The following is a 14,936-nucleotide window of genomic DNA, read 5'->3' as shown; positions in this document are numbered from 1 at the left end:
TATTAAAGGGACATAATATCTTCGAATATAAAAGCCCGGAAGACACCCTGAATATTGATGATTTTTATAAGGTTTATGGCTATGCCTGCTTTTACAAGTCCAATTCAGAGCAGACGAATGCAATTAAACAGGATGATATCACTATAACATTCGTCTGCAGCAGGTATCCGCGTAAAATGCTGGAAGAAGTTACACGTTTTCGAAAACTTGAAGTCCGAAAGACTGCCCCGGGAATTTATTATCTGGAGGGTGACCCCTTTCCAATACAAATTTTAATATCAAAAGAATTATCCCTGGAAGAGAACCGGTGGCTGGGCAGTCTGCGTACAGACTTACAGCCTGACCAGAGTCTGAATGTTTTGTTTGAAGACTATGAGCAGCATAAAGATTCTAAACTCTATCAGGCTGCTATGGATTTAATAGTGCGGGCTAACCCCGCGGCAATGGAGGAGGCGAGATCAATGTGCGAAGCGCTGCATGAATTATGGGCTGATGATCTGGAAAAGGCTACTAAGGAAATTGCTAAAGAAATTACTAAAGAAGTTACCAAAGAAGTTACCAAAGAAGTTACCAAAGAAGTTACCAAGGAAGTTACCCACAATGATATCCTGCTTTTTGTTGAAATTCTGCTTGAAGACGGATACGGGGAATCCACCGTCTGTGAAAAACTACATCAGAAGTTTCACATTCAGAAAGCGGATATTCAGGATTACATACGGCAGGTACAGGGCAAAAATGCTGTTTACAGACAGGCTTGTGAGCAGTGATTTGGAACATATAATTTATTTTTTGCATTTACCATAATTAAATATGAAGATACCGGGTAAGCGTCCACATCGTACCCGGCATTACATCAAGTTATCCACATAAGATATCAACAGTAAGCTTTCATCTTATGTGGATATTTTGTAGCTTTTCAAGATTTTGAACAGTTACGAGATTTTTTCTTAGACCCGTAGTACTGCTTTTTCACACAAGGAACAGTTTGAGTCTCCGCCGGCATAGAATACAAACTCTCCCGGGTCAATTACATAGTTCATGTTCCAGTCATAATATCCCAGTTCTGTAAATGGTATGATGAATTCTACCGATTTTGTCTCTCCTGCCTCTATTAGAACTTTCTCAAACGCTTTCAGCTGCCTTATGGGACGTACTCTTTTTGCAGTTTTATCCTGGACATAGCACTGCACGATCTCTTCTCCGTCCCGGCACCCGACATTTTTTACGCTAACATGGATTCTGAATGCAGACTCCTCACATCTCACCTGCAGACCACTGTATTCATATTTTGTATAGCTGAGTCCATATCCGAAGGGATAGACCGGGTCAAGGGGGGTGTCTATATACTTGGAAGTGAATTTTGACTTTCCACCCGGCCGTCCAGTTTGAATATGTGCGTAATATACCGGGCACTGTCCCGACGCATATGGAAACGTCGCAGTCAGCTTTCCACTTGGATTCGCATCTCCAAACAGGATATCCAGCACTGCGCTGCCCGCTTCTGTACCGGGATGCCATGCTTCCAGAATCGCAGGGACCTTTTCTGCAATATGCGGAATGGACAGAGGTCTGCCATTAAACAGTATCGCGACCACCGGTTTTCCTGATGCCAGCAGTTTTTCCACAAGCGCAATCTGTTCTCCGGGCAGCGTGATATCAGCCCTGCTGGCCGCTTCTCCACTTTCATCTTTCTTTTCACCAAGCACGGCAAGGAAAACGTCTGACTTCGCCGCCATTTCCGATATATTCTCAGCATCACGGCTGTAGTTATACGTAATCCCACTTAGCTCGCATGCCTCCAGAATACTGACACAATCCTCCGGATTGGAGCCAATGGCCCATGCGCCTGTCATCTCTTTCTTGTCTTCAGCCAGTTCCCCGAAAATGCCGAGACATGTGCCTTTCTGAAGAGGAAGAAGCGGTCCGGCATCAGATTTTCTCCGGGTACCATCCTTATCTGGCATGCAGTCGTTCTTGAGGAGCACCATCGACTTTACTGCCGCCTCTCTTGCCAGCGCTCTGTGATCTGTTTTCAATAATGTACTTTTTTCACGCTCTTCATTCGTCTGGTATGGGTTGTCAAACAGTCCCAGTTCAAACTTCACCCTGAGGATATGTTCCACGGCACGGTCTACAGTTTCAATTTCTGTCTCAGAATCCTGCACCAGTTTTAGAAGCTCCCCGGCATAGACATTTGAGGTCATATCCATCTCCATGCCCGCTTCCAGGGCTGCCTTTGCAGCCGTTTTTCTATCCGGGACAATCCCATGTTCCACGCATTCCGCAATGGCGTTGGCATCACTGATGGTCATCCCGTCAAATCCCCACTGTTCGCGCAGCACATGCTTCAGCAGCCAGCCATTTACAGAACAGGGCACACCGTTTATGTCATTAAAGGCCGGCATGATTGCCCGCGCCCCGGCATCCACACACGCCTTATACGGCGGAAGATATTCCTCGAACAGCTTTTGCATGGACATATCCACACGGCCATAGTCTTTTCCCGCCTCCACGGCCCCATATGCCGCAAAATGCTTTACACAGGCAGCCATCGAATCTGTTTTTTCAAGGTCTGCCCCCTGAAATCCACGAACCTTGGCCGCACCATATGCAGAATTTAGAAAAACGTCTTCCCCTGCCCCCTCGCTGATGCGTCCCCAGCGTGCATCCCTTGCGACGTCCACCATCGGGGCAAATGTCATATGGACACCGCCGGAGGTCGCTTCTTCGGCCGCCATTCTGGCCGTCCGCTCCCAGAGCCCGGGGTCCCACGCACAACTTTCCGCCAGCGGGATCGGGGTTACTGTGCGAAAACCGTGAATTACATCATACCCGAACAAAAGGGGAATACCAAGTCTCGTCTCTTCCACGGCTATTTTCTGCAGTCTGTTTGCAGTCTTCGCATCGCCTACGCCATTATAGGATCCAATCCGGCCCGCTTTCAGGTCATCTTCGTGAAAATCCTGTTCCGCAGTACTCATCAGTCTGCCAAATTCCTCTTCACTGATACGCCCGTCAAACATCATATCCAGCAGTTCTTCAAAACTAACCTCGAAAGCCCCGACTAAAGAAGGACCACACTGCCGGAGCTGTCCGATTTTTTCTTCCAGTGTCATTTGAGACATCAGGCTTTTAATTCTCTCATCATAATTTTTCTTCATTAAATACACCTCCGAAACCTGCAGGCACATGTTTCCTATTCGTTACTGTGCATACCTTTCTGATGCGCACAGTACTCCTATTCTGGCATCAGGTTTAGTTTTGCATGCTTTCCGTCTTCTGAACTGACTTGGACATTTATCTCACCGGGACCTGTCCTCATAAGAATAATCTGGGCCCGTCCATGAAATGTTTCTGTTACACCTTCGTTAAAATTATATGACGGCTTCGGATTCCCACTGCCGAAGCCCGCCGCCACCGCGCAGCCCTCTACATGCAGGTTCAGCCGGATATCCCGGTCTGTTACCAGATTCCCCGTACTGTCCTTAAGCAGCACGTCGATATAGAAGAAATCCTCCTTCATCTCCGGTTCGGCCGCCATTACAATCCTGTACTCCTCTGCCGCAGTATGAAGCTCCATTCTTCCCAGTTCATTCCCGTTCTCATCATAGGAAACCGCGGTTACCGTGCCCAGCTCATAAATGGTCTCAAAAAGTGTCCTGAATCCAGCTTTCTTTCCCGCCGTCTTTCTGCCGCAGGACTTTCCGTTGACCAGCAATTCTGTTTCGGTTCCCGGTGAATATACCTCCACTATGGCAGGCTGTCCCTCACAGCCTCTCCATGTCCAGCTTGATACCGTGTCACTTATGACCCACGGTGTTTTGATCAGCTTCTGTCCATACCGGTTCGGGTCCTGCACTGCAATATAAGGATCTTTTCTCAATCCAAAAACAACTTCACGGAAGTAAGATGCGGGCCTCCTGTAACCCGTAATATCCAGATCTCCCGGATACGCAAGCTGGCACGGGAATCCGGCACCGAATCCGCCTTCTCCCCATTGATAGGCGGGTACACCAACACCTGCTTCGCCAATATAGTCCCAGCCGGTCCATGTGAAATCACCAATAACATGGTTATGCTTCTCAACCAGATTCCAGTTTCTTGCAATTTCAGGTGGGTATGTCTCACTTCCCACAATCACACGGTTCGGATATTTCTCCCCATCTATCTCATATCTGGCTGTCATATAATTATAGCCTGCAATATCCACGCCTGCACATGCCTTTTCCAGCCGCTCTGTGATCGCCTCATGAACCACGATTTCATCCAGATGCCCATCCATCAGTGTCATGAAATCATTCACATTTCCGTCGATTTTTCCTTCCCGGCTCAGATCAGATACAACATCAGACACAATCCTGTCCACCTGGTCTCCAGCTGCAAACACACCATTGATCGATGCCAGTGTGTATCTCGTATCATCCAGCTCTTTTATTTTCCCGCTCAGGTCACTGCATATTTTTGCCCCGTGATCCGTTCCGATCTCGGGAATCTCGTTGCCGACAGAATACAGGATGACGGACGGATGATTATAATCTTTTCTTACCATAGCCGTCACATCGCTTTCCCACCATTCCTGAAAATACAGACCGTAATCATAATTGGACTTGCACCGGTTCCACATGTCAAAAGTCTCATCCATGACATACATCCCGAGAGCGTCGCATGCCCGGAGCATGGCCGGGGCCATCGGGTGATGGGACATACGGACCGCGTTAAATCCTGCTTCTTTCAGCTTCCTGATCTCACGGAACTGCACAGGTTCATACGTGGCAGTTCCCAGCAGCCCGCTGTCATGGTGGATACACGCCCCCCTTAATTTTACTGTTTTTCCGTTTACGCGCAGCCCTCTTTTTGCATCCAGCTGAAGCGTCCTGATCCCGAATTGTTCCTTGCTTTCATCCAGTACACCCTCTTGGTTAAGAAGTCGTGTCATACAGGTATACAGTGCAGGATGATCCTCTGACCAGAGCTCTGGCGCCTCCACGGTCACCCGCTGTGATACCGTCCGGGTTTCCTGAGAAAAGAGCACAACAGGTGTCACCTCACTCGATACAACGTGCCCTTTTGCGTCCCTGACCACCGTTTCCAATGTCAGTTCTGATGCCCCATGACAGTTGTTTTGCAGCTCCGTATTTATATGCAGTACTGCGTATTCCCTGTCCGCCGATTCTGTTTTAATCTGCACCCCTTCCGGTACAATATGTACAAGGCCGGATACCAGCAGATATACATCACGGTAGATGCCGCCCCCGGAATACCAGCGGCTGTTTGTCATCGCGCCGTTCCTGACCTGGACACGGATTTCATTTTCCTCACCAAATCTCAGGTAGTCGTTAAGAGCCACATAAAATGTCGTATACCCGAACGGGTTCTTTCCTGCAAGCTGCCCGTTCACATAGACAAAGGCGTTCATATAAACACCTTCAAATTTCAGCATAACCACCTTATCTTTATACTCTGCCGGAGCCTGAAACAAGTTAACATAGGTATAAATATCACCGTCCCGGTATCCGGTATTGCCTCCATTTTCGCTTTCCGCATGTGCGGGCTTCTCACTCATTGCATCGTGCGGCAGTGTCACATCTGACGCAATATCAGGTATGTTCCACACCAGGGCAAACGAGTCCTTATCCACCCAGAATTTCCAGTTATCATTAAATTTTTGTTCAAACATTTTTTTCTCCTCTTCTCTATCTTATAAATCTATATAAACCTGGGGTCAGTTCGTGAGTTTCCCCGTCCGGAAACTTGATTACGGCTCCGGCATGAAACGGCACCTGAACTTCATATGCCGCAGTCCCGTCATCCAGACAGTCCCACCTGCATCTGTAAGTCCCCGCCGCGGTATCCATTTTACACTCGGCGTATCCCAACCGCTTATCTGGATGCGGCTCAAACGCAGCCCTCCTGAATCCCGGTTTTACAGGACGGATTCCGCAAAGGTCACGGTACATCCACCCCACAATACTTCCATAGCTGTAATGGTTCAGACTGTTCATCCCCTCTTCGCTTATCCTGCCATCTGCAAGTACCGAGTCCCACCTCTCCCAGATCGTGGTCGCCCCGAGATTCACACAGTAAAGCCATCCGGGAAACTCTTCATTCAGCAGCAGGTCAACCGCTGTCTTATGGTGTCCCGTATGGGTCAGCGCGGGACACAGAAGCGTGGTCCCCACGAACCCGGTATTCAAATGCCCCTGATTCTCCCGGACTCTTTTTTCCAGTTCCCTGCCTTCTTTCTTCTGCTTACCCGGCATAAGGCCAAATTCTGCCGCGATTGCCGCTCCCGTCTGTGTCCTGCATTTGCACGTGCCATCTTCTTCAAAATAAGTATCCTGCACCGCCCTTAAAATCTCATCCGCCAGTCTGCCGTATTCCTCCGCATCTTTTTGATAATTCCTGCCTGTCAGTATTTCCGCCGCCTGGGAAACTATTTTCGTACACCTGTAATAATAAGCACTCGCTATATACAATGGGTCTGTCGCCCCGAATGGCCCCGGCTGCTCATTGTCCAGTGCCAGCCAGTCCGCAAAGTGGAACCCGTCTTTTACAAGATGGGGTCCGCCCAGTGCTTCTTCCCGCCTTCTCTCACATTCCACCCATGCCTTCATGCCCGGATAACATTCTTCCAGCAGTGTTTTGCTTCCATAATAAAGATACACGTTCCACGGAATTATGACCCCCGCGTCCGCCCACGGACAGGATCCGTGCTCCGCGACCATCCCCTGTTTCAGCCTCGGCACAACGTTCGGGACCGAGCCGCCTAAAATACTCTGCTCCGCCCTCATATCCCAAAGATATTTTCTGTAAAACGCAGGCATATACATGTTGCAGCATGCGGTTTCCGAAAATACCTGTGCATCTCCGGTCCAGCCGAGGCGCTCATCCCTCTGCGGGCAGTCTGTAGGAACATCCAGAAAGTTATCCTTCTGGCTCCAAAGTGCATTTAAAAACAGCCGGTTCACTTTTTCGTTTCCCGTTTCAATCCAGCCCGTCTGGTCAAAATCACTTCTTATGTGGTATGCCATAAAGTTTTCTGGTTCTATGTCAAACGGACATTCCACCTTCATATAACGGAATCCATAAAATGTAAAATGAGGCCTCACATGGGCTTTTTTTCCGTTTGAAATGTATGTGAATTCCGTTTTTGCCGTCCTCAGATTGTCATGGTAAAAGCACCCGTCCTGCAAAATTTCGGATGCCGTCAGCCTGATCCTTGCACCTTCCGGCAATTCACAGTCAAATTCAACCCAGCCTGTCAGATTCTGTCCAAAATCCAACACGAGTTCTTCTTTTGGCGTCCTGATAACCTGACAGACAGAAAGCTTCTCCTTTTTTACAATGGGAAGACTGAACCGGTCCGTCAGCGCTCCGCATTTTTCAGGTTCATACAGTCTTACGGGGCCCCAGTTTTGTGCATCCTCTAACCGGGCGTCGTATATTTCCCCATCATAAATATTGCTGAATGTAACCGGTGATGCCTTGCTCCTCCAGCTCTCATCCGTACAGACCAGTGTATTTGGGCCATCCTCATGCCCAATATGAAGTTCCGCTGCTGCACAGCACCTGTCACCATACAAATTCACATAGCCGCCGTCAAATCCAAGCCTGCCTTTATACCATCCATCGCCAAGCCAGATTTGAATTTCATTTTCCCCTTCCTTCAGATAATCCGTTACATCGTAGGTTTGAACCTGAAGGTGAAAATCATACGAATGATAGCCAGGGGCAAGGAATTCGTTCCCGGCCTTTTCCCCATTCAGATACAACTCATACACCCCGAGGCCGCAGACATACATTCTGGCTCCTGTTACACTTTTGTTTAGCGTAAATTTCTTCGAAAGAACAGGCTGTACAGATTGATCCAGTTCAGGAGTGATCCATTTTCCCTGCCACCCCTCAGTCATCTTTCCAGTCTCAAACCAGCTTTCCGCATATGCCGTTTCTCCGTTATCCGCCGTCACACAGACTGACCACTCATATCTTGTACGCGGTAAAAGTTCTATATCTGCCCGGTAATCCAGACTATCTGCTTTCGAATCTTCCCCGCTGTCAAAGACAGTCACATCCTTCCTTTTTACTATTATCCTTGCCGTCTTTTGGAACTTAGCGTTACCCGCGTCTTCCACCTTCCACGAAAGGCTTACCGGTGTAATATTAAACCCTGCCGGTGTTTCTATATGGTTCACCCTCAACTGTGTCAACTTCATATTGCACATCCTCTTCCTTTTCTTTCTGCTACCCTTATTTTAAAAGTGTTTTTCCTGAAATACCACTTCATAAATTTATGGAAATCCGACATTTTATAAGATGATCGATATAAGAGCACTTTTATGCATCGGATTTCTTTTAACATGATATAATAAAATTAAAGAAGAAGAGAAACAAGTATTGATGGAAGGAGGCCATACCCATGATGAAATCCCACAAAATGTCCCTCGCTGTTTTATGCATATTTGTCACCCTGTTTTCTGCCGCCTGTGCAAAGGCTCCAAAGCAGGAGGAGGATACCGAATGGGTATTCAACTCCATCCACACTTATAATCAGGACAGGGTAAAACAGTTCAGTAAAACCATCATCACAGAAACAGCAGCCGGTACCTATGAAAAGACGCAGATCCTGATTTCAGACTCCAATAATGACATCGTGTATATGAACTGTGTACAAAAAGGACCCGGCAATTATCATTTATATACCCGTGACTACATGATGCTCAAAGACGGGAAAGGTTATGACATTTACAAATATGACACACAGGAGACTTTTTACAAAACAGAAATCAACACAGACTTCATAAACAATGCTTTTAACTCTATGTATATAATCCTCTCGGATAAAGCAGAAGCCAAAATTCTGGGAAATGAGACAGTCGACGGGACCGACGCCGTCAAAGTTCTTGTGACGGACCGTGATTTCCCCCGCATCCAGAACTCCAGTGATTTCTCAAAACTATATGCACAGGCTGTTGTCTCTGACGTTTATCAGGAGGAACTAAAGGCTGCTCACGATAATTATATGAATATGAAAGAAAAGGAATGGACCTTCTGGTTTTCCAAAGAAGACTCTCGTCTGCTCAAGATGGAATATGACAACACGCTGGACACGACATTTACATATTACACCCTTGCCGCTGCCAATCAGGGGATCTGTGCTGAAAAAAATGTCCCGTCAAAGGAGATTGTAACAGGTTATATAAAGTCAGGAAATGACTGTGACAAGATTGAAGTTCCTTTAGAATATCAGACTTTATAGATGAGTTCGCGCTGCATCAATGCGGCACGTATATTTAAAAGCTATACAGGGCTGCTTTGTCCTGTATAGCTTTTTTATTCCCGGGGGCAGCGATTCAGTGCTGCCTGACATTAGCGGCTTTTCTGTTACTATGCATAGCCTCTGGCCGTGAATGGAGACGCTTTATATAAACAGATACGCCGTCTGTGCCACGATAAAGCACAGGACCATGCCCGCCAGTGTGGGGATTACCAGTGCAGTAAATGTCCATTTCCAGCTTCCGGTCTCTTTCTTTATGGTCAGCAGTGTTGTAGAACACGGCCAGTGCATGAGTGAAAACAGCATCGTGCAGACTGCCGTGACCCAGGTCCACCCGTGGCTGACAAACAAATTTCTCATCTCTGTCAGGCTATCCATTTCCAGAATACTCCCCTGTGCCATATAAGCCATGATGATAATCGGAACAACGATTTCATTGGCCGGAAGTCCAAGAATGAAGGCAATCAGAATCACACCGTCCAGCCCGAACAGTCTGGCAAACGGGTCCAGCATGGCAGCACAGTAATTCAGAAGACTCTGGTCACCGACAAAAATATTTGCGGCGGCCCAGATGAATAGACCGGCTGGAGCTGCCACCATTACCGCACGCCCCAGTACGAACAGGGTTCTGTCGAAAATAGACCTGACGATGACCTTCCCGAACTGTGGTCTGCGGTATGGCGGAAGTTCCAGTGTAAAGGAGGACGGCACTCCTTTTAAGATTGTTCTCGAGAGAAGCCACGACACGAAAAATGTCATACCGACCCCAAGCATGATAAATAAAGTCAGTAAAATGGCGGATAGCAGTGACGTACCTGCCCCTTTTGACGTTCCTATGAAGAACATCGTAATGATCGCAATCAGGGTCGGAAATGCGCCACCATCCAAACGGCAACTTTGCTCCATACGACGAGTAGATGGCTGACAGTTCCCTACTCGCCGTCGATAAAAATATGGAGGTCTTTGCCATCCCAGACAATTTTCTTAACCATCAGCTTGATTAAGGTACGCTTTTCTTCAATCGTCAGGGTATGGAAATTGTCTTTGAAGCTGGATAACGCCGTGGACAGCATATCCACTTGAATTTCCCTGTCCGCTATGATATTTACATCCTTTTGCAGACGGGCTTTTTCTTCTTTCATAGAAGCAAGCTCTTTGTCCAGCTCCGTGATTCTGGAATTTACTCGTTCAATGAACGCAGCTCCTAAATTCCCGTGTGATAGTGTGTTGATAAGATTGTCAATCTCACTATTGCATTTTTTGATTTTATCATCAATGACTGCAACGGGGCTTTTTTGTGTCTGTCCTTGTAAATCACGTTTCAGCTTTTCCAGCAGCTTGTAGATACCGGAATTTTCATCCGTGTACTGCATAAGATATTCACATACAATATCGTCTGCCTGCTGTCCGTTGAGATTTTGACAGTCGCATAAATCTAAGCCGCCACGCAGTTTATTGTTACAAATATAGTCGTAAAGCTCATGGTTACCGCCTTTGCCGCTCCGCTGCTTTGCGAACATCCGGCTCTGGCATTTATCACAGAAGATTAAGCCGGACAGTAAGGAATAGTCATTGTGCATAACAGCAGGCTTTTTCCCTGTGGGGATATTGTCTTTCAAGATATTCTGGATTGCGACCCACTTCTTACCGGATATGCGCCCTTTGTGCTTACCGATTGCGACAATCCATTTATCCATATCCTGTCTTGGGGCACTTTTCTTTCGGTAATCACGCTTATTGTATGCTAACAGACCGTATTTGTTGGAACACTCTGTTTTCTCAAAGCAAACGTCAGAATGGTGTTCCGTGAAGTATTCCCATGCGTCTTCATCAGCGATACAGTAAACCGGATTCTGTAATATCTCTTTAATGCCTAACAGGGAGAACATCTTTCCTGTACGTGATTTGATTCCCTGCTTGATTAAGTATTTGCTTACGCCGGATATGCTCCGAAACTCTAAGAACTTTTCCAGAATACAGTCAATGGCTTTCAATTCTTCTGGATTGTCCTTTAGCTTGCAGGAAGTCTTGATTTTACCGTCGATAATGATTTCCTGTATCTTTTCAGAAGTAAATCCTGTTGGGGTAGTGCCGCCTAGCCAGCGTCCAGTCCTTGCCAGCATTAGCATATTATCACGGACACGCTCTGCAATCGTTTCTCTTTCCAGTTGGGCGAAAACCGAAGCTATGTACATCATGGCTTTTCCCATAGGCTTTGAGGTGTCAAATTCTTCCTTGATACAGATAAAAGAAATATTGTAACTGTTCAAGTCTTCAATTAGAGAAGAAAAGTCGCTGACATTACGGCTGATACGGTCAAGGCGGTAACAAACAACATATTCCGGTTTGTTCAGCCTTATATCACGGAGCATTTGCTGGAATTGCGGTCTGTCCGTGTTCTTTGCGGAAAAGCCCTCGTCTTCATAGACAACAATTTCCGCATTATCCGATTCGGGGATTTTGGTTGAAATATATTCCCTGCACATTTCAATCTGGTTTTCAACGCTTTCCCCTTTGCCAGTATAAACCGATTTACGGCTGTATATATAGATTCTCAAAGGTTACTCACCATCCTTTTTCTGCTGCACATAGTCAGATAAAATCTTAGCGCATAAGTTGGAAAAGGTACGCTTGTCCTCTTTTGCCAGATTATCTAACTGCTGCTTTAATTCCTTTGGGATTGTTATAGGTACTCTTACGTTATTTTCAGAAACAGCCAAACTATCCACCTCCTTATATATAGTGTATCACAGTGTAACACTTTTGCCAAGGTTACGACGACTAACTTGCTATCATGTTCTGGGTGATGTGGTTGCATATATAGAACGGAATATTTTTTCAAAACAAAAAAACTCTTTTTGACAAATTCATCAAAAAGAGTTTTTAAACTTGTAAATAATAAATATGGTTTATAATTACAAAGGCTTAATTAATATTCTACACACTTAGACTACCGATATAAGTGCCATTATATGCATTAGGTTTCTTTTTATTATCAAGAAAACTGACAGAATAGTTTTCATTAGATACATAAATGTCAACTATCGCCGTATTACAATCTAAAATGATATCACCAGCAGTATTTTGAGTTATGGTATTATATCCTGATAGGTAATTAATTTTGTCGGATGGCGCTTCTCCTATAATAACAATTTTGGGATTGATACTATCCATCCACTCTTTGGGGAGTTTGCCGCTGCTTCTACCATGATGAGGTGCAAATATTATGTCAGCTTCGGGTAATTCAATTTCATCTTTTATTTTTTCAGTAAAAGAATTTTCTAAGTCGCCAAACCATAGAACAGTTACCCCATTATTTAACGAATATTTTATTATTGGCGAAATATTATTTGGACTTTTTCCTTCTTTAGCATTAAGTAGTTCAGCTTTGAAATCTTCATTATCAACAATAGGCCATAAGATATTAATACCCGATGAACCATAATTTTTTTCTTCATCATTTTCGTTCATCCAACGACGAGAACAACCTTTGTATAAGTAAAATGCTTTTTTATCGGAATCCCTTAATTCACAGTAACGTTTAAAATCCTCGGTTTCATCTTCTTTTGCTGCTTCATTAGCGACACAATAAAAATTAAGGATACCTATATTATCATCTAAATATTTTAGACCATGAATATGGTCTTCATCTGGATGAGTAGAGATAAACCTCTTAATATCTTTTTCCTTAGATTCACTGATGATTTCGTCAGTAATTGACTTTTTATTTGTATCATCCATATTACAATCAATAATTGTAAAATTGCTGCTACCATGCTTTATGTAAAACATATCCCCATCTCCAACAGAGATTGATTTAATAATACTCATTTCGTCTCCTCCTTTTTAAATATATCAAGTGCTATCACATTATAAACAAAACGTTTAGCTTTTATATGTGTTGCTACATTAGTAATGATTAATATACCCAGTAAATAAATAATATAAAGTTTTTCATATGTTAGCCATCTAAAGAAAAAACAGGATATAAAGTATAGTACAAAAATCACCCAAGTGGAAATATACATATCTCGCATTAACAAATAGTTTCGATTTGACATAAATACCATAGGTACTTCTCTATATAGATTATAGATTTTATACCATTGACTATTCTCATATTTTTTCCTTTCGTTTGAATTTTCTGGCATTTCAGAATATATAAGAGAATATTTTTGTAAAGCCATATTCGTGGTAAAACGAATGTCTTTATTCTTGTTTTTGATTTCAGTAAATATGTATTCCCCTGGTAACTTCATAAAATATAAATTGACCATTCTATTTTTTATTTTATCATCAATTACACTATCGACTAATATTGTAAAGATATATATTATTGACGCAAGGAGAGTTGTTCCCAACAAAGAAACTATCCCTTGAACGAATTTTATATTTTCAGTATCAGCAAAATTAATAAATCCATGAATCAATAAAAAAACTAATGCGTTTGCAATTACATATTGCTTCAATTCGTTTTCTCTATAATCTTTTAAATTATTCAGTTGAGTCACCCCATTCGTAATAGATAGTACTTATTTATAATACCATGAAAGTGGCGTGCTTTCAATGAATATGCCATGTAAAAGATAAAATAAAAATTATAAAAACTCCAGCATAGGCGTTCATCAATGAGCGTCTTTTTTCTTGTCCAAAATTCAGAAAGGATGTGATACCCATGCCCCGACAAGAACCGCAGGAGCGTTCCCCTCCGCATAACATTATGTGGAGATTCCGCCAGTCGCGAGCTGGCAGAAATCCCCCTTATTCGGCTTGGCTACCCTTTACCTGTCAGAATGGGATTTGTCAAGGGTGCGAAGCACAACGCCAGCCCTTGATAAATCACAGGCAGGCAGGTATTCTCCACAAAGCTGAATAAGGAACTATCAGAATCCATCAACCATCAATCATCAGAAAGGAAAGGTAAAAACATATGGAACTTAAATTTGTTATCCCCAACATGGAAAAGACATTCGGCAGCTTGGAGTTTGCCGGAGAAGACAAGACCGAACAGCGCAGAATCAACGGGCGCATGACTGTACTCACACGCAGCTTCAATCTCTATTCAGACGTTCAGAGGGCGGATGATATCCTCGTGATTCTGCCTGCCGAAGCTGGCGAAAAGCATTTTGATTTTGAAGAACGGGTAAAGCTGGTAAATCCCCGTATTACCGCAGAGGGTTATAAAATCGGCACTCGTGGCTTCACAAACTACATCCTCCATGCAGACGACATGGTAAAAGCATAAGGAAAGAGAGGTATCTATTTATGAGATTAGCAAATGGAATCGTCATTGATAAGGAAGCAACGTTCGGTGCATTGAAGTTTTCTGCCCTCCGCCGTGAGGTGCGGATTCAAAACGAGGACGGTACAGTATCGGATGAAATCAAGGAGCGCACTTACGATTTGAAGTCCAGAGGACAGGGGCGCATGATTCAAGTGTCTATCCCTGCCAGCGTGCCGCTGAAAGAATTTGACTACAACGCAGAGGTGGAAATCATCAATCCTGTTGCCGATACCGTCGCAACCGCTACGTTTCAAGGGGCGGAAGTGGACTGGTACATCAAGGCGGATGATATTATCTTGAAGAAAGGGGCCGCCCCTGCCGGAAATCCGCAGCCACCAAAGAAAGACATTCCGTCTGGGAAATAAAGTTATCCCACAA

The 14,936-nt window shown here is 44.6% G+C and carries 10 protein-coding genes and 2 pseudogenes; 4 read left to right on the top strand and 8 right to left on the bottom strand.

The features are described from left to right. A pseudogene (locus tag DWX43_RS23785) lies at positions 1-767 on the top strand (hypothetical protein); the annotation flags it as partial. Positions 768-947: 180 nt separating this feature from the next. Here the strand turns inward: DWX43_RS23785 and DWX43_RS23780 are convergent. The 3 genes from DWX43_RS23780 to DWX43_RS23770 all read right to left on the bottom strand — a co-directional run bounded on the left by DWX43_RS23780 (position 948) and on the right by DWX43_RS23770 (position 8,213). Beyond that, a complete protein-coding gene (locus tag DWX43_RS23780; protein WP_118622320.1) occupies positions 948-3,161 on the bottom strand; it encodes a glycoside hydrolase family 3 N-terminal domain-containing protein in 2,214 nt (737 codons plus the stop codon). Between the two features lie 77 nt (positions 3,162-3,238). After that, complete coding sequence (locus DWX43_RS23775; RefSeq protein WP_118622318.1) at positions 3,239-5,677, bottom strand: glycoside hydrolase family 2 TIM barrel-domain containing protein; 2,439 nt, start codon at positions 5,675-5,677, stop codon at positions 3,239-3,241. 16 nt (positions 5,678-5,693) lie between these two features. Continuing rightward, positions 5,694-8,213, bottom strand: coding sequence for an alpha-L-rhamnosidase (locus DWX43_RS23770; RefSeq protein WP_182440804.1), 2,520 nt, complete (start codon positions 8,211-8,213; stop codon positions 5,694-5,696). Between the two features lie 203 nt (positions 8,214-8,416). On the opposite strand from DWX43_RS23770, the gene DWX43_RS23765 reads away from it, so the two are divergent. Beyond that, positions 8,417-9,256, top strand: a complete 840-nt coding sequence (locus DWX43_RS23765) for a hypothetical protein (RefSeq protein WP_109732885.1) — start codon at positions 8,417-8,419, stop codon at positions 9,254-9,256. Positions 9,257-9,418: 162 nt separating this feature from the next. On the opposite strand, the pseudogene DWX43_RS23760 reads toward DWX43_RS23765, so the two are convergent. From DWX43_RS23760 to DWX43_RS23740, 5 genes and pseudogenes are all read right to left on the bottom strand, one after another. After that, positions 9,419-10,153: pseudogene (locus DWX43_RS23760) on the bottom strand (nucleoside recognition domain-containing protein); the annotation flags it as partial. Between the two features lie 53 nt (positions 10,154-10,206). Continuing rightward, positions 10,207-11,832: a recombinase family protein gene (locus tag DWX43_RS23755; protein WP_118622312.1), complete on the bottom strand. Its 1,626-nt coding sequence runs from the start codon at positions 11,830-11,832 to the stop codon at positions 10,207-10,209. A gap of 3 nt (positions 11,833-11,835) precedes the next feature. Further along, positions 11,836-12,003, bottom strand: a complete 168-nt coding sequence (locus DWX43_RS23750) for a DNA-binding protein (RefSeq protein ID WP_227187772.1) — start codon at positions 12,001-12,003, stop codon at positions 11,836-11,838. Between the two features lie 208 nt (positions 12,004-12,211). Next, positions 12,212-13,105: a hypothetical protein gene (locus DWX43_RS23745; protein ID WP_118622310.1), complete on the bottom strand. Its 894-nt coding sequence runs from the start codon at positions 13,103-13,105 to the stop codon at positions 12,212-12,214. After that, on the bottom strand, positions 13,102-13,743 hold the full coding sequence (locus DWX43_RS23740; protein WP_243099456.1) for a hypothetical protein: 642 nt from the start codon (positions 13,741-13,743) through the stop codon (positions 13,102-13,104). The genes DWX43_RS23745 and DWX43_RS23740 overlap by 4 nt, the downstream gene beginning before the upstream one ends. 461 nt (positions 13,744-14,204) lie before the next feature. On the opposite strand from DWX43_RS23740, the gene DWX43_RS23735 reads away from it, so the two are divergent. Then, a complete protein-coding gene (locus DWX43_RS23735) occupies positions 14,205-14,519 on the top strand; it encodes a YdcP family protein (protein WP_118622308.1) in 315 nt (104 codons plus the stop codon). A gap of 20 nt (positions 14,520-14,539) precedes the next feature. Beyond that, positions 14,540-14,923: a YdcP family protein gene (locus DWX43_RS23730; protein ID WP_118622306.1), complete on the top strand. Its 384-nt coding sequence runs from the start codon at positions 14,540-14,542 to the stop codon at positions 14,921-14,923. Positions 14,924-14,936 lie beyond the last annotated feature (13 nt).

This window comes from Clostridium sp. AF19-22AC (assembly GCF_003479085.1).
Lineage (GTDB): Bacteria > Bacillota > Clostridia > Lachnospirales > Lachnospiraceae > Faecalicatena_A > Faecalicatena_A orotica.
This window is presented reverse-complemented; position numbering and strand designations above follow the sequence as displayed.